21 protein-coding genes are annotated in these 15,737 nt (G+C 46.7%); 10 read left to right on the top strand and 11 right to left on the bottom strand.

Features of this window, described 5'->3' with window-relative positions; all coding sequences use genetic code 11:
* The 3 genes from ACR2PX_RS22520 to ACR2PX_RS22510 form a co-directional block, all read left to right on the top strand.
* On the top strand, positions 1-662 hold a 662-nt coding region (locus tag ACR2PX_RS22520; protein WP_434001597.1), incomplete at its 5' end, for a nitrilase-related carbon-nitrogen hydrolase.
* A 35-nt stretch (positions 663-697) separates the two neighbouring features.
* Positions 698-1,042 carry a hypothetical protein gene (locus ACR2PX_RS22515; protein WP_434001596.1) on the top strand — a complete coding sequence of 115 codons (345 nt, stop codon included), beginning with the start codon at positions 698-700 and terminating at the stop codon, positions 1,040-1,042.
* Positions 1,043-2,449 (top strand): pyridoxal-dependent decarboxylase, encoded by a 1,407-nt coding sequence (locus tag ACR2PX_RS22510; protein WP_434001595.1) that lies wholly within the window; start codon positions 1,043-1,045, stop codon positions 2,447-2,449. It begins immediately after the preceding gene.
* Positions 2,450-2,509: 60 nt separating this feature from the next.
* Here the strand turns inward: ACR2PX_RS22510 and ACR2PX_RS22505 are convergent, their stop codons facing one another.
* From ACR2PX_RS22505 to ACR2PX_RS22490, 4 genes are all read right to left on the bottom strand, one after another.
* The gene (locus ACR2PX_RS22505; protein WP_434001594.1) at positions 2,510-3,328 is read right to left on the bottom strand and encodes a hypothetical protein; all 819 of its coding nucleotides are present in this window, start codon (positions 3,326-3,328) and stop codon (positions 2,510-2,512) included.
* A 96-nt stretch (positions 3,329-3,424) separates the two neighbouring features.
* Positions 3,425-4,450, bottom strand: a complete 1,026-nt coding sequence (locus ACR2PX_RS22500; protein ID WP_434001593.1) for a S66 family peptidase — start codon at positions 4,448-4,450, stop codon at positions 3,425-3,427.
* Positions 4,451-4,561: 111 nt separating this feature from the next.
* Positions 4,562-5,293 (bottom strand): carbonic anhydrase, encoded by a 732-nt coding sequence (locus ACR2PX_RS22495; RefSeq protein WP_434001592.1) that lies wholly within the window; start codon positions 5,291-5,293, stop codon positions 4,562-4,564.
* Between the two features lie 118 nt (positions 5,294-5,411).
* Entirely contained in the window at positions 5,412-5,687 is a 276-nt protein-coding gene (locus ACR2PX_RS22490; RefSeq protein WP_434001591.1) for a DUF1971 domain-containing protein, read from the bottom strand.
* A 79-nt stretch (positions 5,688-5,766) separates the two neighbouring features.
* Here ACR2PX_RS22490 and ACR2PX_RS22485 point away from each other — a divergent pair, with 79 nt between their 5' ends.
* Positions 5,767-6,108: a DUF1904 family protein gene (locus tag ACR2PX_RS22485; RefSeq protein WP_434001590.1), complete on the top strand. Its 342-nt coding sequence runs from the start codon at positions 5,767-5,769 to the stop codon at positions 6,106-6,108.
* 140 nt (positions 6,109-6,248) lie between these two features.
* Here ACR2PX_RS22485 and ACR2PX_RS22480 read toward each other — a convergent pair whose 3' ends face one another.
* Both ACR2PX_RS22480 and ACR2PX_RS22475 read right to left on the bottom strand, forming a co-directional pair.
* On the bottom strand, positions 6,249-6,893 hold the full coding sequence (locus ACR2PX_RS22480) for a class I SAM-dependent methyltransferase (RefSeq protein ID WP_434001589.1): 645 nt from the start codon (positions 6,891-6,893) through the stop codon (positions 6,249-6,251).
* Positions 6,894-6,956: 63 nt separating this feature from the next.
* Positions 6,957-7,964, bottom strand: a complete 1,008-nt coding sequence (locus ACR2PX_RS22475) for a LacI family DNA-binding transcriptional regulator (RefSeq protein WP_434001588.1) — start codon at positions 7,962-7,964, stop codon at positions 6,957-6,959.
* A 212-nt stretch (positions 7,965-8,176) separates the two neighbouring features.
* On the opposite strand from ACR2PX_RS22475, the gene ACR2PX_RS22470 reads away from it, so the two are divergent.
* Positions 8,177-8,638: an MEKHLA domain-containing protein gene (locus tag ACR2PX_RS22470; protein WP_434001587.1), complete on the top strand. Its 462-nt coding sequence runs from the start codon at positions 8,177-8,179 to the stop codon at positions 8,636-8,638.
* Here the strand turns inward: ACR2PX_RS22470 and ACR2PX_RS22465 are convergent.
* Together ACR2PX_RS22465 and ACR2PX_RS22460 are read right to left on the bottom strand one after the other, a co-directional pair.
* Positions 8,616-9,251, bottom strand: coding sequence for a lysoplasmalogenase (locus ACR2PX_RS22465; protein WP_434001586.1), 636 nt, complete (start codon positions 9,249-9,251; stop codon positions 8,616-8,618). The two genes, ACR2PX_RS22470 and ACR2PX_RS22465, sit on opposite strands and share 23 nt — an antisense overlap.
* A gap of 104 nt (positions 9,252-9,355) precedes the next feature.
* Positions 9,356-9,856, bottom strand: a complete 501-nt coding sequence (locus tag ACR2PX_RS22460; protein WP_434001585.1) for a DUF523 domain-containing protein — start codon at positions 9,854-9,856, stop codon at positions 9,356-9,358.
* 105 nt (positions 9,857-9,961) lie between these two features.
* On the opposite strand from ACR2PX_RS22460, the gene ACR2PX_RS22455 reads away from it, so the two are divergent.
* Positions 9,962-10,333, top strand: a complete 372-nt coding sequence (locus ACR2PX_RS22455) for a NirD/YgiW/YdeI family stress tolerance protein (protein ID WP_434001584.1) — start codon at positions 9,962-9,964, stop codon at positions 10,331-10,333.
* Positions 10,334-10,417: 84 nt separating this feature from the next.
* Here the strand turns inward: ACR2PX_RS22455 and cysQ are convergent, their stop codons facing one another.
* Both cysQ and nudE read right to left on the bottom strand, forming a co-directional pair.
* Positions 10,418-11,266 (bottom strand): 3'(2'),5'-bisphosphate nucleotidase CysQ, encoded by an 849-nt coding sequence (gene cysQ, locus ACR2PX_RS22450; RefSeq protein ID WP_434001583.1) that lies wholly within the window; start codon positions 11,264-11,266, stop codon positions 10,418-10,420.
* Entirely contained in the window at positions 11,259-11,831 is a 573-nt protein-coding gene (gene nudE / locus ACR2PX_RS22445; protein ID WP_434001582.1) for an ADP compounds hydrolase NudE, read from the bottom strand. Before nudE ends, cysQ begins: the two co-directional genes overlap by 8 nt.
* Positions 11,832-12,006: 175 nt before the next feature.
* Between nudE and yrfG the strand changes: the two genes are divergently transcribed.
* From yrfG to ACR2PX_RS22425, 4 genes are all read left to right on the top strand, one after another.
* Complete coding sequence (gene yrfG, locus ACR2PX_RS22440) at positions 12,007-12,660, top strand: GMP/IMP nucleotidase (RefSeq protein WP_434001581.1); 654 nt, start codon at positions 12,007-12,009, stop codon at positions 12,658-12,660.
* 148 nt (positions 12,661-12,808) lie between these two features.
* Complete coding sequence (hslR, locus tag ACR2PX_RS22435; protein ID WP_434001580.1) at positions 12,809-13,231, top strand: ribosome-associated heat shock protein Hsp15; 423 nt, start codon at positions 12,809-12,811, stop codon at positions 13,229-13,231.
* Positions 13,232-13,578: 347 nt separating this feature from the next.
* The gene (locus ACR2PX_RS22430) at positions 13,579-13,899 is read left to right on the top strand and encodes a hypothetical protein (RefSeq protein WP_434001579.1); all 321 of its coding nucleotides are present in this window, start codon (positions 13,579-13,581) and stop codon (positions 13,897-13,899) included.
* A gap of 168 nt (positions 13,900-14,067) precedes the next feature.
* On the top strand, positions 14,068-14,454 hold the full coding sequence (locus ACR2PX_RS22425; RefSeq protein WP_434001578.1) for a type II toxin-antitoxin system YafO family toxin: 387 nt from the start codon (positions 14,068-14,070) through the stop codon (positions 14,452-14,454).
* On the opposite strand, the gene ACR2PX_RS22420 is transcribed toward ACR2PX_RS22425, so the two are convergent.
* A complete protein-coding gene (locus ACR2PX_RS22420; protein WP_434001577.1) occupies positions 14,420-15,658 on the bottom strand; it encodes an ISL3 family transposase in 1,239 nt (412 codons plus the stop codon). The two genes, ACR2PX_RS22425 and ACR2PX_RS22420, sit on opposite strands and share 35 nt — an antisense overlap.
* Between the last annotated feature and the right edge of the window lie 79 nt (positions 15,659-15,737).

Below are 15,737 nucleotides of genomic sequence, written 5' to 3'. Positions count from 1 at the left end.
GCCAGCCTGCTGCTGTGATGTTGATTGTACCTCGCCAGGCTTGGTACAGGAGTCACAGTAGTAGACTGGTTCCGCAGTCCACAAGAATCTTCCTTCGTCAAACGCTAAAAACTGCAGAATCGAGTTTCAGGGTCCATTTAATCAATGGGTTCCCGGTTGGGGTCGGCATCTGTTATGACGCTGAATTTCCCGAAGTCGCACGCTGTCTTGCCCTCAATGGTTCTCTATTAACGGTTTTTCCAACAGCAGCACCTGAAGGTATGTTGCCTGGGCAGACAGAGCCTTACCCGGACATAGCGCAACATTACATTCCTGCCAATGCTCTCACTAACCTTAACTTTTGCAGTTACAGCAACCGGGCTGGTGAAGAGTACGACACCGAGGGCAATCCGGTCCTGAAATACAGTGGCAACAGTATTATTTGCAACCCCTACGGCAAAGCCATGGTGGCTGCCGTTAACAATGAAAATTGTCTGCTGATTGCCGACTGCCTTCGAGCAGACATCAAAAATATCCAACCTGCCGACACAGATTATTTGATCAACCGAAGACCCGAGATTTACGGCGCACTGACTAAAAAAACAGTCCCATTCCCCTATGGCAAGCAGTACACCTATGACCCACAACAACATAAAGATCCAAAACAGCCTGACAAACCCTGAAAAATAACCCCTTTCATTCCATAAGGAATCCCAAAATGCCAAGGAACGGAAAAGCTACCGCTCTGACACCCGAACATCTCTTTGAACCGCTGACTCCTGTCTATGGTCGTGAAGACTTTTCCGGAGGTCTCAACCTTTCAGCGGCAGAGTTACCGGAATACCCGACACCGGCTGATTCAGCCTATCAGATGATCAAAAACGAGTTACTCATGGATGCCAAGCCGGGCTTGAACCTGGCGACATTCTGCAATGAGGCTTACACCGACCCCTGGGGTGAGCAGGTGGTCAAAGACAGCATCATGAAAAACTTCATTGATCACACCGAATACCCCGGAACCAACCTGGCAGAAAAGCGCTCAACCCGGATGCTGGCCAAATAATTGGGCACTCAGTTTGATGAAAAAGCCCCTGCCCACAAGCAGGAAGAAGCAGCTCAGGCGCTTTATGGTACAGCCACCATTGGCTCTTCTGAGGCAGTCATGCTGGGATTTATCGCCCATAAGTTCATCTGGAATCTTAAACAGAGGGTATTGCTGGATAACAGCGATGTTTTAGGCATTAAGGCAGATGCCAGAGACCGACCTGTAGTTTTGATGAGCTCACAGGTCCATGGTTGCTGGGACAAGTTCTGCCGCTATTACGATGCTACCTCACTCTATATAGAAGTCGATGGGGCACCTTATGCGCTTCATGATGGTGATATTGTTAAGAGCATTCTGGAAACGGAAATAGAAGACCCTGTATCACCTTATGCCCAGCAGATAAGAACGGCTATGGGTTATAAGCCGGGCTCCCAGAAAGGCCGGTGTATCGGAGAGCTTGTCATGGCGGTTGGCACTTGTGTCGGTACTACCTTTACTGGCAACAGTGACAATGTTCCTGCCATAGACGACGCTGTGGACAACTTTTGCATAGAGCAGAACAAGCAATACAGTGATGAACAGCAGCGGCAGTTCAACGAACTCTATCAGCAGGAATACGCCAGACTTTATCCACAACAACCCGCGCCTAAACGTATTCCAGAGATTATGGATATTCCTGTTCATGTCGATGCTGCCAGTGCCGGTTTTGTTCTGATGTTTTCTTCATCGGGCTCCGCAATCCCTTTCAACTTCAAGGAATGTCCCAAGAGAGTTTTGTCCATCAACATATCCAATCACAAGTTTGGTATGATCTTTACCGGTATGGGCAGTGTGATCTTCAAAGACAGTTCAGTAGTAGATCCTTCTCTGGTTTATAACATCGCTTACCTTGGGGGTAGCTTTGACGATTACACCGTCAACTTTTCCCGAGGCTCTGCCATGATCGTCATGCAGTATTACAACTTTCTACGCTTTGGCCGGAGAGGGTATCGAGACATTATGGATAACTGTGTCGAAAACAGTCGCTGGTTTGTCCAACAACTTGAGTCTCATCCGACCCTTAGCCAGTACTTTACCAACGTCAGTAATATCAGCATGACTGGGGACAATGAAGGAATGGAACTCCCTATCATCGCCCTGACCTGGGCAGACCCTGATAACCCACCTAGCTGGGATCTGGTGGATATGTCAGACAAGCTGGCACAGAGTGGCTGGGTTGTACCGGCTTATAACATCCCAAAGTTTACACCAGAAGATACCCAGGGTATTCAGGTTCTGAGAATCGTCGTACAACAAGTAGTCACCCGGGACAAACTCAACACACTGCTGCAAAGTATGGAAGTGGCTTTGAACGAGTTGAATGCTTCAGGTGTCAGGCAGACAAAAAGGCTGGTTATGGCCAGGCGTAATCAGTGCCTTTGTTAGTCGGTTGATTCAATATCAAGGCGCTTTTTGCGCCTTGATTACTCAGTTTTTTTATTCGGATCAATAGGAAAGATCTATAGAGGGGCAAATCAAACCTTCATGATTCAGGTAGAATTTTTTCGACTCCGTTTCAGGCTTCAGATCCAGAAGCTTGACTATAAAATCGGGTAACTCCAGAGCACTGATTGCTCTGGTGGCCGGCACCAGCCCTGCCAGAACCTTAATCTTTCCTACCAGTTGTGATGCCTTTTTAATGTCCATACTTTGAACCGATCGGATCAAGTCTTTTGTGCATTGATTATCCGGTTTCACGTTACAAAGCATTCGATTCAGAAACTTGAGATCACCATAAGCGATAGCAGGCTTTTCAGACTCAGCATAAACACTCAGTTCTGAGGCGAGATATACATCCGTCTGTGCGCTTTCGGGGAGATACTCTGGTTCCAGCTGAGCCAGGGGAGTCATACCATTTTCACAGCTTTTCGTAGCATCAATGAACTCGTCATCCACCTGCAAGTCGGCAGGTACAAGCAGGCTGTTCATCGTCATGTTGGCATCAGAAGCTTTGTCTTTCTGTGTATACAGTTCGACCACTTCAACTATGGCAAAACCTACCATGCCCAATATCACTAGAGTTGCGAAAGGTAATAAGACATAGACAGGGCAGTCTATGCAGGGTTTATTCCACTCCCACCATTCAACACAAGGACTCAATTCCTGCCCTATAGGTTGGTAACCACCACGGCCACGAGAGGAATAGTAGAGGCTTTCCCCTGAATCAAAACAGCTTTGAGCCAAAGGTGAAAGCAGCAAAAGAATCGTAAATGGAAGAACCAGCCCATATTTGCGAAGAACAAATGACCTTAAACCTGATATCACAAGTTTTCTCTCCCGCTTTCACCCTAACAAACTAGATAAATTTAGCGGAAAAATATCGATCAGCAGGGTAAAAGAAGAGAAAAAGGTATTTCGGCTTCAGATCAACTTCTGTTGAATACTGCCCTTACCATCAGTCAGACGGACATTCGCCAATGCACCATTGATCAATGTCAGATTAGGTGGCAGATGTCCGATATCAACATCGTAGACAACCGGGATCTCTATATCTTCCAGTCCATAATTTAATGCCTGTTGATAGGTCAGAGATTGACCATGATGCTCATCAGATGGATTTCTGCCAATCAATAGACCCTTCACATGGTTAAAAATGCCCCTGTATTTCAGGCCCATCAATGCTCTTATCAAAGCGGTGGGAGAAAGCTCTGCATTTTCCAGAAAAAGTAGGATGCCATCCTGACTGTATCTTTCCTGAAATGCCTTCAGATCAAGATAATCAGAGCCCAGCAGATGACACAGGGTATCCAGACAGCCTCCCATCAACCGGCCTGAAAGCTCTACGTTTTCCTGATTTCCGCTCAAGGATTTCCAGTGTGTGGTCTCGGTGAGGTTTAACACTGCATCAGGGTTTTCAGCATAAAATTCCCCCCTGACTTGATATTTCTCTGAGGCATGCTGAGTAAACGCTTCTGTAGTTCCCAGATAAGCGAGGGTATTTGCTGTTAACGGCTCCTGCTCCAAACCGTGGAGTTGCATCAGGTTGGAACAATGCGCCGTAGCCCAGTCACACCGACTGGTTAATGCCGACGTCAATGTACTGATATCAGAGAAGCCTGCCAGCCACTTGGGTTTTGCTTTGGCTATCAGGGAAAAATCCAGAGCTGAAAGCAGATCCATTGCAATTTCTCCACCCCAGGGCGGCATAATCGCATCGATGGAATCGTCCGTTAGAAAAGATGTCAGCTCTACCGCTCTACTCTCCAATGGTGCGCTGACATGGTTTATATCAGACCTGAGACACTGACCTTCAATCACTTCATAGCCTTGAGAGCGAAGATAATCCAGACATCGATCAAGACGTGAATGACAAGGTTCAGAGACACCTGAGGAAAATGCGGTGACAGCGATTCGACTACCGGATCTCAAAGGGGCAGGGTACTTCATTAACTGATTACATCCATTAATATATTCTTACGACTCAGCCATGAGCCTAATAAACTTTAACCAGGATAGGAAGGGAAATAGCCCGATTAAGGCTATCTCCCCTGAGATGTATTACTGCAATACAGGGCGTGCATTCAAAGGCTGTACAGGGCGGTTGGTATGAGTTCCCATCACCTTGGTGAACTGTTCAATCTGTGCTTTGGAAACCGTCACGGGGTCTTTCATGACCAACCAGGTAACACCTTCTGAACAGGGAGGTGTCGTCAGAGAACCATTAAACCGGTAATACTCTTTGTTGGCTGGCAGCATATCGGCTGCATTGATGACCTGATTCAGTGCCACCTTGTCGTTTTTCTTTTCTGGCATCTGCTTCCAGGCATTGACCAGAGCTTTATTCTCAGCACCTTCTTTGAACATGATGCCCACTACAGCCAGGTTGCCTTCTTTATCGGCGTGCACCAGATGCACTTCCAGGGGAAAAGATTCACCTTTGATCTGGTTTTCACTGGGAGCGTGGAAGTGAAACTGTTTCAGTTCATAGGTATGACCATTCAGAGACAGGGTGCTGCCAGGCTGAAAGTTAACCTGAATGGTATGACCATTATTCAAAATTTCATTGCCCGCCGCTGAATACTGGATATTCAGAGGCTTAAGATCCGCTTCGATAAAGTGATCAAGATTGACGGGGGACTGATTCTTACCCATCTTGCACAGTTCATACTTTTTGTTGAGATCACCCCAGTATTCAGGACCTTCCGATCCACCATATGACCAGGATGAAGCTGCAGCCAGGACAGTTGTTGAGGAGGCACAGAGAGCCGCCGCAAAAATGAAACGTTTCATCGCATTTCCGTTGTTATTACAGTGTTGTTGAAAACTATAGATGCAAGTATAAGCAGTAAAAGTGCCAAACTTGTTTAAGGATTGTCCTGAAAATTAAGGCAGTTGTCATTTTATAACGCTACTTATAAAACTCCACGTAGCAGGAAACGGGCCCATTCAGCTCAAGGTGATGCGCCTGTTCTGGCTGAATAACCCACTGATCTCCCGCTGAAAGACTGACTTTTTCGGTACTTTGCTGTTCCGGACAAAAGACCACCGAACCTTCCAGCACATTCAGAACACCCCAGGTTCCTTCTTTCGTTCTATGCGTTTTCAATAAGCCTGCCGGCATCGAATCTTGATCGAATACAGGGGTTTTCTTATAGGCAGTAACATGATCAGGTAAAGTTTTCATAAGGCCTTTCCTAACGTCAGGCTGGATAACAAGATGTTAGACTAGAACAGTACCGAATACTGTATCAAGGGTACTTCTCATGCCTCATTTACGTTTCAGTGGCCTGAACACGGATTCCGTACAGAACATCAGCAAACCGCTTGTAGATGATCTGGCCAAGCTGCTCGACTGTCCCAGAGATTATTTCACACTGGAATTACTCAGCATGGAGTTCATCTTTGATGGCCGGCTGGGAGGTAACCGCTATCCCATGGTAGATGTTTCCTGGTTCGACCGAGGCCAGACCATTCAGAATCAGGCGGCAGGAATCATTACCCATACCATTCGCTCAGAGCTGGGCAACAACGATGAACTGGATATCTGTGTTCGTTTCAGTACATTTGATCCAAAACGCTACTACGAAAATGGGGAACACTTCTAAAACAGTCATTCAAGCATCAGTTGCAGGTAGCTACAGCCATCATGAGTTTAGAGTAGCTACCTGGTCATTCCTTACAGTGCTTTAATGGTTCGAAATACCCCAGCACCAAACTATCACTGTCGTTTTTACTGATAAGATCATCAAGACATTGCCTTACATCCTTCCGCGATCATGGAGGACAATGCGATGTTGGGGTGTTGCTGCAATCTGACTTGATCGAAGCCTGACTGTCTCAGAAGCTCAGCCACTTCTTCTGAGGTATAGAAGTTAAAAATCTGAGAATCCAATTTCAAAGATTCCAGTGTTTCTGAGTCCCTGAATCCTATGACCAGTTTTCCTGCGGGTTTAAGTACCCTGAGAAACTCTTTGAGCTGTTGTTTGGGGTCTGGCCAGAAATAAAGTGTGTTGACCGTACAGAGCTTATCAAAACTGCTATCGGGAAAAGGCAGCCTGATACTGTCTGAGAAAAGCAATTGAACCCGACCTGAATCAATATTTTTCTGATTGAGTTTACAGGCACTTTGCAACATAGCCCTTGAGAAGTCGACACCATAGACTTTGCCGCTGGTGACATTAGCAGCCACTGCCTTGATAAGACTGCCGGGTCCAAAACCCACTTCCAGAATGCTATCTGTTTCAGAAAGCCCCATTTGACCGAGCACTTTACCATTCAGGCTTTCATTGCCTTTTCGGAACAGGTAGCTCATCAGGTAGCGACCAAAAATCCCCTCAGGTTTACGAGCCTGCCTGGAAAAAAAACCTTTGGGGATCAGCGTCAACAGCATATTGCGGTAAAAAACCTTTAAGTACTATCTTTCAGATATCGGCAGTACACGCCACTCATGCATTCATTCCAAATAAGTGATCAATTCAGGCATGATCACCATTTTCTGCTGTTCCGGATAGTCCTTCCGGATCATGGCTTCAAGAATGCGATACGCTTCAAGAGCCAACTCAGTAGCATTCTGGCGTACAGCAAACACCTTATTAGGCAAAAAACCCAACATGGCGTGATCGTCAAAGGATCCAATCAGCATGTCTCGCGGGATTTCACCGTGCTCTTTCTTCAGATATTCCAAGCACCCTTCCAGCACAGGCAGTGCTGGAGTCACCAGAGCATCAGGTGGTCCTCTCAGGCTCTTATAAAGCTCAGACATTTTTTGATAGGCATGGCTTCTGCTGATTCTTTCGGCAAAATGCACATTGCCATCGGATAGCTGATAGCCGCCTTCAAACAATCCGGCCTTCAAACCCTCCAGCCTGTCCTGGATAGTCGGCAACCATTCATCCGCACCCATAAAGATCAACTGTCGCTCACCCAGTTGTCCGGACATTTTTCTTCCCAGAAGCTTCCCGCCATCCAGGTTATTGGTGGACACGACGGCTATATTCGGAATACCAAAATCACGATCCAAAAAGACCACCGGCTTGCCATGATGGCTCTCCAGCAGGTCACTTTGTCTTGATTGGTAGCTTGAAGTCACAAAAAGCCCATCCACACTGCGGTAGATCAGATTTTCAACCACTTGCTTTTCAAGCTCAGCTTCATCTCTGGAGCAAACAGTAATCAGCTGATAACCAGACTCTCTGCAGCGAATCTCAAGAGCCTCGGTCAACTGGGAAAAGAAAGGGTTGGTCAAACGGGGAACGACCAGCCCCAGGGTCTGCGTTCTCTGTAGTTTGAGACTGCGAGCGGTCTGGTTAATATAGTAACCATGCTCATCGATTATGGACTGGATTTTGGCTCTGGTCTTCTCACTGATGCGGTATTTCTTGTCCTGGCCGTTGATTACCAGACGCACCGACGTGACCGAGACGCCTGCCAATTTAGCGATCTCATCAATAGACTTTGCCATAAAAGCCTTCATCAAGGTTGCTATTAAAAACAAAAAATAAAAATAAAAAGTAGAATCCTGATTCAGTTTAGGCTCTTTTTCTATTTTGCTTTGCTGCTATCGCTTGTCGCACCATGGCTGCGTATAAAATACACTGTCGGCTAGATGCTAACTCAATACAGAATTATTATTTCTGAACGATTGACCAAGCCACTATTCCATCAAGGCAGTACATGATCTCACCTCACGATTCTTTTCTTCTGCAACAAGGTCTATTGATGGCCAGCAGTTACTTTAACCTGACCGGCCAGTTGCTCTGCGGACTGTCTCTGAACGACCCTGAATTGGGTATAAAACTCTACGAACACCCTGCGGTACTGTTATCTCATGGAACAGAAAATGATCCGATCTTCTGTTACGGCAACCTCACCGCCCAGTCTCTCTTTGAAATGGACTGGAACACCCTCACTCAACTGCCTTCCAGGCATTCTGCAGAGCAACCCAACAGAGAAGAACGAGCCAGACTGCTGAAAGAAGTCAATGACAACGGTTATATCAACAACTATTCAGGCATACGGATTTCCAGTACCGGACGCCGGTTCTTGATTGAACAGGCGCTGGTCTGGAACCTTTATGATCAGGAAGGCAAATACAAGGGCCAGGCCGCTACATTCAGTGATTGGGCTTTTCTTTAAGAGCCCCTTCGATAATCAGAATCTGGGCACAATAATAGGTCAACATGATCAGAAGACCAGCGGCAGGCAGCGCAACCACAAACTTATTGAATGCCAGAAGAGTGTCTGACAGCGCAAAGGTCAGAGCCCCCAGAAAAAGCCAGCGCGGGGGCTTATTACAAAGAGCCGCCCCCACCACCATAAAGCTGATAGCCAACAGGTAAAGTATGACCGCCGCCATCATGGCACCACTGTTCGGCACTACAATCAGGGCAACACAGACCGCAAAGGGGAGAAATGCGAGAGCATATCGGGTTCGGTTGCCATCTCTGAGCCTGTTTTTCCAGAACATCACTGCATAAGTCAGCTGAGCAATGAGAAAGCTACCCAGTCCCACGATAAAACTGTTTTCCAGGTAATCGGGTAAAGCCAGGGCCAGATCACCACCCGCAGAAAACAGCAGCGCCAAAAGCAATCCTGATTTCCATTCTGGCTCAGCTTTCAAAGTGACAACAATCATTAATATAAAGATGGGCAAAGCCTTCAGAAAAGCTCCGGTCAGACCGGAAAAGGCATCCATAAAGATCAGGTAACCCAGGGCAGATAAGCCCAGCGCAAGGCGAAGAACCAGCATAAACATAACTCACTATTATTGTTATTTTGAGTCAGATAAGAGCGATCGATAGTATCACTTGAACTGATTTTAAACATCTTCATGACCTGAAAGAGGTCATTGGGTTATCCCATCACTTGCTCCAGTCTGCTCAGGCACTGATGAGCATCCTCACACTGGAATTGATTGAAGACGCTGACACCATGTCTTTCCAGGAAAGCTGAAGTGACACCCTGGCCGGTAATTTTTTGCCCCGAAAATGTGCCATCGTAAACCTTGGAGCTACCACAGGAAGGGCTGCCCTCTGTCAAAATAGCGATTTGAATCCCATGCTTCTGACACAACTGGAGTGCTTTGTTAGCCCCCGTCAGAAATGGCTTGGTAACATTTTGACCACACTCGGTTTCCACTTCGGCAGAGCCATCAATCACACAACCCGCTAATCCTTCAACAATTTCCGCAGGAGGCCTGGGTACTGGCAACCCCCCTTCCAACTCAGGACAGACAGAAATAATACGACCCTCCTTACGCCACACGTTCAACCAGAAATCATCGGCTATTTTAGCTTTGCCGTTGTATCGAACCGGATCACCCAGAAGACAGGCACTCACCAGTATTTTTTGCACAATTCAGGGTCCTTCAAACAGTAAGATAAAAGAAAGCCTACTCCAGCTCTTAAGAGTTAGCCAGCTGAGCTATTCTGAACAATAGACAGTCAAAGGATGATTTCAATGAAAGGACTCTTTTTCTGCGGCCTCTGTTTGTTGTCCTTGCCCGCTTTTTCAGAAAACTATTTCCCTCTGCCATCTCCAGTAGCTTCTGGTGAAGCTCATGATTATACAAAGCAGAATATCGATCAGGTCATAGAGAAAAGTGATGATGAAGAACTGGTTCGACTCTCAGGCCAGATCATCAAAAAACTGAAGTGTTCGACCTATCTGTTCCGGGATAAAACCGGAGAAATCCAGATCCAGATCGGGAATGAAGACATACCGGAAAAAGGTCTGCTTTTTGGCTCCCCCACGATTATTAAGGGTGAGGTGCTGAAAGACCCCAAAAAACCTATTGTGGTTGAAGCCGACAAGATCCGATATGTTTTCTAGTCGGCAAATTCCATAAAACCGCGTTGATCAGCATAGAGGCCTCAGAAATGATCAGGAGCCTGTCGGACTAAAAAAATGTCCGGGCTAAAGGCCAATCAGTATGATTGGGTTCCAGATCTTTAACCAGTTCTGAGAAGAGTCACCCACCACCAGGAAATCGGAATTCAGCAGGCTTTCCTTGAAGTTATAGGAAAAACGCTTGCCGTGAGGATCCAGCAGTAAACCTCCTGCGCCTTCCACTACAGCTTGTGCCGCTGCGGTATCCCACTCGGATGTGGGACCCAGCCTGGGGTAGATATCCGCTAAGCCTTCTGCAATATGGCAACTTTTCAAGGCACTGCCTACAGGTCTTACTTCCAGGTTTGGATAAAGAGTCCTGAGTTTTTCAGCAAATGCCGTCGCTCTCTCTGTCCCGTAGCTGCGACTTCCCAGCGCTACTGTCTCCTGCTCAGGCTGGAAGGGTCTTGGGGCAATACTGACAACCTGGCGATCCTCAATCTGTTTAAAAGCGCCCAGATCTCTTCCGCCCCAATAAACGGTATTCTCGGCAGGCTCATGAACCACGCCAAAGATCGGGTAGCTTCGGCCATCTTCCGACTTTTCCATCAGCGCAATATTCACCGTGAACTGACCATTCCCATTAATAAATTCCTGGGTGCCATCCAAAGGGTCGACCAGCCAGTACCGAGCCCACTTTCTGCGCTCCTGAAAGCCAGTATGAACTGACTCTTCAGACAAAATAGGGTATTGAAGATCCAGAGCCTGAAGGCCCTTTTCAATCACCTCGTTAGCCTTGAGATCTGCCACTGTCACAGGAGTCTTGTCAGACTTGTGCTGAATGCCCAGATCCTCCTGATGATAAATCGTCAGGATGGTCTCTCCGGCCTGTTGAGCAATCTGCTTCAAAGACTCAATCAGCTTGTCGTCAACCATCTGAGTTCTCCAACCATCCAGCCTGAATTTTCTCTCTGACCAGAAACAAAGTAGCCAGTGCTCTCGCTTCAGAAAAATCCGGCCTGTCATTCAATTCCAACAAGCGGTCAAAGGACCACTCAACCACTTCCAGGGGCTCTGGTTCATCACCTTCAAGCCTTTCTTCATAAAGATCCCAGGCCACCATGGAGTGTATTCTGCTCTTCATATAATTGGGTGACTGGGTGAATTCACTCAGGTATTTCCATTGATGGGCGCCGTAGCCGACTTCTTCCTTTAATTCACGGTTACCACCTTCTTCCAGGCTCTCTCCCGGCTCAACCAGCCCCTTGGGCAGGGTCAGCTGATAATCTTCAGTGCCGCCGGCATACTCACGAATCATCAGAAAGCGATTGTTATCCAATAGCGGTACCACCATCACAGCCTGGTGGCCCGTTCCAAAAGAACCCAACCGTTCATAGGTTCTTTCAACACCATTGGAGAATTTAAGTTCCAGTTCTTCTATTCTGAACAGACGACTGCGTGCAATTTCACGACACGCTTTGATGACCGGTTTTTCTGACATGATTCCCTGCCTCTTGTTCAGCCGTTATTATACATACGTCGATGTACATCCAATTCACTCAGTCTTGCGCCAACAATATAGAGTCATGAGTGGACAATAGCACTGATTAACAAAAAACTTTGCCGTTCAGTTGCGAATTGAGTAATCATGGCAACAGAAGAAAGTCGAGGTGATTATGATTAACTGGAATACCATAGATACTGTTCTCCTCGATATGGATGGTACCTTGCTGGACCTCCATTTTGATAACTACTTCTGGATGGAATACGTGCCCCAGAAGTACGCCGAGAAACACAGCATTACTCTGGAGCAGTCAAAAGCAGAACTGCATCCCCGCCTGGCTCAAACCTACGGTAAGCTGGAATGGTACTGCCTGGATCACTGGGCTAAGGAACTGGAACTGGAGATTGTGGCACTAAAGCACGAAATAGCTCACCTGATCAGCTTCAGACCCGATGCCGACCATTTTCTGCAAAACCTCCGGGACAGGGGCAAAAAAGTGATCATGATCACGAATGCTCACCGGGACAGCTTGTCGCTGAAGCTGGAAAGACTCTCCATGGCACACTATTTTGACAAGCTGATCAGTTCCCATGATTACGGCTACCCCAAAGAGTCTCAGGCTTTCTGGCACAACCTTGAAGCCGATATCGGAACTGACAAAGAAAGGGCTCTGTTTATAGATGACAGCATTCCAGTGCTGGACTCTGCCAGAACTTACGGCATCGCCCATTTACTGGCTATTCGCTATCCAGACAGTAAGCAGGGCGCCAAGGATACGGGCCGGTATCAGGCTGTCGAAGATTTTCGTGACCTTATTCACCTCTAACGGGTCTTGAAAAATAGTTTACTGCACCAATTTCTATCCATACGGCTGCTGAAAACTATTTTTCTTTCGCTATAAGCCTGTGTCATGAATAAAGACAGAAACAGCCATGAGCAGAGAAAAATATTTTACTGACTCTTGAGGATGAATAATGGCAAAGCAAAATATTTTTCACGATAAACAGCCAGACAAAATACGCCTGGACAAGTGGCTCTGGGCTGCCCGCTTTTACAAGACCCGTAATATTGCCAAAGAAGCCATTGAAGGTGGCAAGGTGCACCTGAATGGCCAGCGCTGCAAACCCGGTAAAGAGCCCAAAGTCGGTGATGAGCTGAAACTGCGGACTGGCTGGGATGAAAGAGTAGTAACGGTTCGTGAGCTCTCTGACAAACGCCAGAAAGCGGAGTTAGCGCAGCAGCTTTACGAAGAGACCGCCGCCAGTATCCAGTCTCGAGAAAAGGCGGCTGAACAGCGTAAAGCCATGCGAGGCACTATGGCCCCCAGACCGGATCGTCGCCCGGACAAAAAACAGAGAAGGGATATCCTCAAGCAGAAGTCCCATCTGAGGGATTAACAGCCGGTCACATACTGAGGGCAAGGTCTCTTAAGTATTAAAAATATTGGGACCAACCAGAGCGCCTTGCTCGTGTCGAAAGGGAATGGTCACTTGAAGGTTGCTGTGTGGGTTCGGCAGATATTCTGAACTTGGTATCCATAGTAAGTCTTCCCTGACGAACAGGACGGTGATCCTGGGAGACCCTGAAGAGTTGGCTGGAGCTACGTGTCTTTGATACCAGGCCATAGTCTGTACCCAATAAAAATGAGGATACAATAATATCCGACCAACCAAATATATATCCAAATATAGTGTTACACTTAATCTAAATAATGATTCGATTTAGATCTAAAAAAGGTGATTCTATGTTGCAGAAAGTTCTTTGCGGGTTCACTACTTCTATTAGTAAATTCAAAACCAATCCGAGCAATGCCATCTCTGAGGCTCAGGGTGACGCTATCGCAGTAACCTCGAACAATGAGGTTCAGTTTTATGCCGTGCCAGCAGAACTGTTTGAAGAAATGACAACATTTTGCGAGTATGCTCAACGTGGTACTTCTGAGTTAAAGAGCGTATCGGGTCGTTTTACTACAACCGATGACATGGTTGAGCAGATGACCGAAAAGTTGAGAAACGGGTCTGATGATGACCTAGGGGAATTTGTCGAGTGCGAAAACAATACATAAAAGGCAGCGATAACCAACTGTTTGAAATTCTTGAAGATGATCAGAATCATCGAGAAAAAGCAGAAAAAAAAGGAGAGAAAGGGCGTTTTAACCCCTCTGAGACTCAATTAGACCGGTTGAGTGAAAAAACAAAAAAAGTGCTAACTACCAATAAATAGTAGGGTTGTAATGGCTAAGGTAAGGCTGTTTCAGAGTCGCTTAATAATCGATACCATTGGTAAAGCAGAAGCTGACGATCTGTTGAATGACTTTAGGCTGTACAAGGAAAAGGGAGTTCTTCCAACGACGTTTGGGCGAGATGCCCCTTATGATTTTACCCATCATCGGTCTTATCTGGAGCTCCAGCATATACACGTCAAGCGTGATGGGAAGTACTTTCCGGTGAGGCTGGTGCAGTTTCAGAGAAAGTCAGGCCATGTGCTGGTTTACTGTCCGGGATTTTATGACAACAATACTTACCTCTTGATTACAGTAATCAAACACTGGAATTTCAAAAAGCCTCATGAGGCTCTTTTGAATTTCAAGTGGGTAAGCAGGATTCATTCACTCGGGTGAAATTCAGCTTGCCAGTCAGTAAATAAACCATAATTTTAAAGTGCGGTTTCTTATAGCCTCTTGCCTTTCGCTTGGCTGCCTGTATGACCGAGTTCAAACCTTCCAGTAAACCATTGTTGATTTGACTGTCCTTCCAGTTGAGGACACCATCCCAATGTCGTTTTATGGTTTTGGCGGCCTTGATGATTGGCTTTAATCGACTGTGTGTAGCCCAGAAATACCACTTCGTTAACTTTGACTCAAAGTCCTCTTTGCTGGTCGCCGTGTACAGTTGCTGAAAGGTCTCCCTGATTTGCAAGGCCCGTACGGACTTCAGGTTGAGGCTTGGCAGGCTAAGATTTTCACGAATCGCTTTCTGCTTTACAGTCAGGTTATTTTCGTTTTTCAGTAGGGCGTAGCGTGCACCTGCGAGCAGAGGGTTGGTTTTTGCCTCTTCCCTTCGCACACTGTCTACCGCTTCGTTGATAATCTTGATGATATGGAATTTATCAAAGGTAATCTCCGCTTCTGTGAGCTCTTCTCGAACGCCTTTGATAAACGCAGGTGACATATCGCAGCTTACTTGCTTGATCTGTTCTGGCTTACCGTTGTGTTCCTGGAGATCGTCAATGAACTCCCTGACCGTTTCACTGTCTTTGCCATCAGTGACAAAGACTGTTTTCTTTTCCTCAAGATCGACGAACAAGGTGATGTAATCATGCCCTCGGGCGGCTGATGTTTCATCCATGCCAATAGTCTGTAGCCCGCTGTAGTCTTCATCGAACCGAGCTGCATTGACGTAGAGCTCAAGCAATGTCCATAGCCGATAATCAGAGGCGTTGGTCAACTTACTGACATGATGCACGGGCATTGAACGGCACATCTGGATCAGAAAGGCTTCAAACAGAAGGGTAAAGCCACTGAGCTTGCCACTCCAGGGCGGCGGAATCAGGCGGACTTTTCCATCGTCCCGTTTGATCCTCGGTACACGGGCGTGCAGATAGCATTCGTGCTGAAAGAAATTCATGTGACGCCATTGTTTTTTCACGGTGTCGTATGCTTTGTATTTCTTGCCAGAGGGGTCATCCTTCTCATTATCCTTGAACGTAGCCCCTCGCTGGAAGTTGATAAAAATATCCAGGCGAGACTGCTCGGCGTTGAATTTAAGAGACTCAATATACCAAGGAGCGGTAATGCCAAGAGCGGTCTGAAACAGGTCTTCCATGTGAGCCTTCAGGTGAGTTCAATGGGGTGAGTGAAGTGGGTAAATATACATGGTTACCCACTCATTTTTCAAAAGAGCC

It is taken from the genome of Endozoicomonas sp., from assembly GCF_051008435.1.
Taxonomy (GTDB): Bacteria; Pseudomonadota; Gammaproteobacteria; order Pseudomonadales; family Endozoicomonadaceae; genus Endozoicomonas_A.
Note: the sequence above shows the minus strand (reverse complement) of the source record. Positions and strands in the feature narration are given on the sequence as shown.

Excerpts from the sequence above, each read along its gene's own strand:
- ACR2PX_RS22515 (WP_434001596.1), top strand. The coding sequence starts at position 698 with ATGCCAAGGAACGGAAAAGCTACCGCTCTGACACCCGAACATCTCTTT.
- ACR2PX_RS22500 (WP_434001593.1), bottom strand. The coding sequence starts at position 4,450 with ATGAAGTACCCTGCCCCTTTGAGATCCGGTAGTCGAATCGCTGTCACC.
- ACR2PX_RS22495 (WP_434001592.1), bottom strand. The coding sequence starts at position 5,293 with ATGAAACGTTTCATTTTTGCGGCGGCTCTCTGTGCCTCCTCAACAACT.
- ACR2PX_RS22490 (WP_434001591.1), bottom strand. The coding sequence starts at position 5,687 with ATGAAAACTTTACCTGATCATGTTACTGCCTATAAGAAAACCCCTGTA.
- ACR2PX_RS22485 (WP_434001590.1), top strand. The coding sequence starts at position 5,767 with ATGCCTCATTTACGTTTCAGTGGCCTGAACACGGATTCCGTACAGAAC.
- ACR2PX_RS22480 (WP_434001589.1), bottom strand. The coding sequence starts at position 6,893 with ATGCTGTTGACGCTGATCCCCAAAGGTTTTTTTTCCAGGCAGGCTCGT.
- ACR2PX_RS22475 (WP_434001588.1), bottom strand. The coding sequence starts at position 7,964 with ATGGCAAAGTCTATTGATGAGATCGCTAAATTGGCAGGCGTCTCGGTC.
- ACR2PX_RS22470 (WP_434001587.1), top strand. The coding sequence starts at position 8,177 with ATGATCTCACCTCACGATTCTTTTCTTCTGCAACAAGGTCTATTGATG.
- ACR2PX_RS22465 (WP_434001586.1), bottom strand. The coding sequence starts at position 9,251 with ATGCTGGTTCTTCGCCTTGCGCTGGGCTTATCTGCCCTGGGTTACCTG.
- ACR2PX_RS22455 (WP_434001584.1), top strand. The coding sequence starts at position 9,962 with ATGAAAGGACTCTTTTTCTGCGGCCTCTGTTTGTTGTCCTTGCCCGCT.
- cysQ (WP_434001583.1), bottom strand. The coding sequence starts at position 11,266 with ATGGTTGACGACAAGCTGATTGAGTCTTTGAAGCAGATTGCTCAACAG.
- nudE (WP_434001582.1), bottom strand. The coding sequence starts at position 11,831 with ATGTCAGAAAAACCGGTCATCAAAGCGTGTCGTGAAATTGCACGCAGT.
- yrfG (WP_434001581.1), top strand. The coding sequence starts at position 12,007 with ATGATTAACTGGAATACCATAGATACTGTTCTCCTCGATATGGATGGT.
- hslR (WP_434001580.1), top strand. The coding sequence starts at position 12,809 with ATGGCAAAGCAAAATATTTTTCACGATAAACAGCCAGACAAAATACGC.
- ACR2PX_RS22430 (WP_434001579.1), top strand. The coding sequence starts at position 13,579 with ATGTTGCAGAAAGTTCTTTGCGGGTTCACTACTTCTATTAGTAAATTC.
- ACR2PX_RS22425 (WP_434001578.1), top strand. The coding sequence starts at position 14,068 with ATGGCTAAGGTAAGGCTGTTTCAGAGTCGCTTAATAATCGATACCATT.
- ACR2PX_RS22420 (WP_434001577.1), bottom strand. The coding sequence starts at position 15,658 with ATGGAAGACCTGTTTCAGACCGCTCTTGGCATTACCGCTCCTTGGTAT.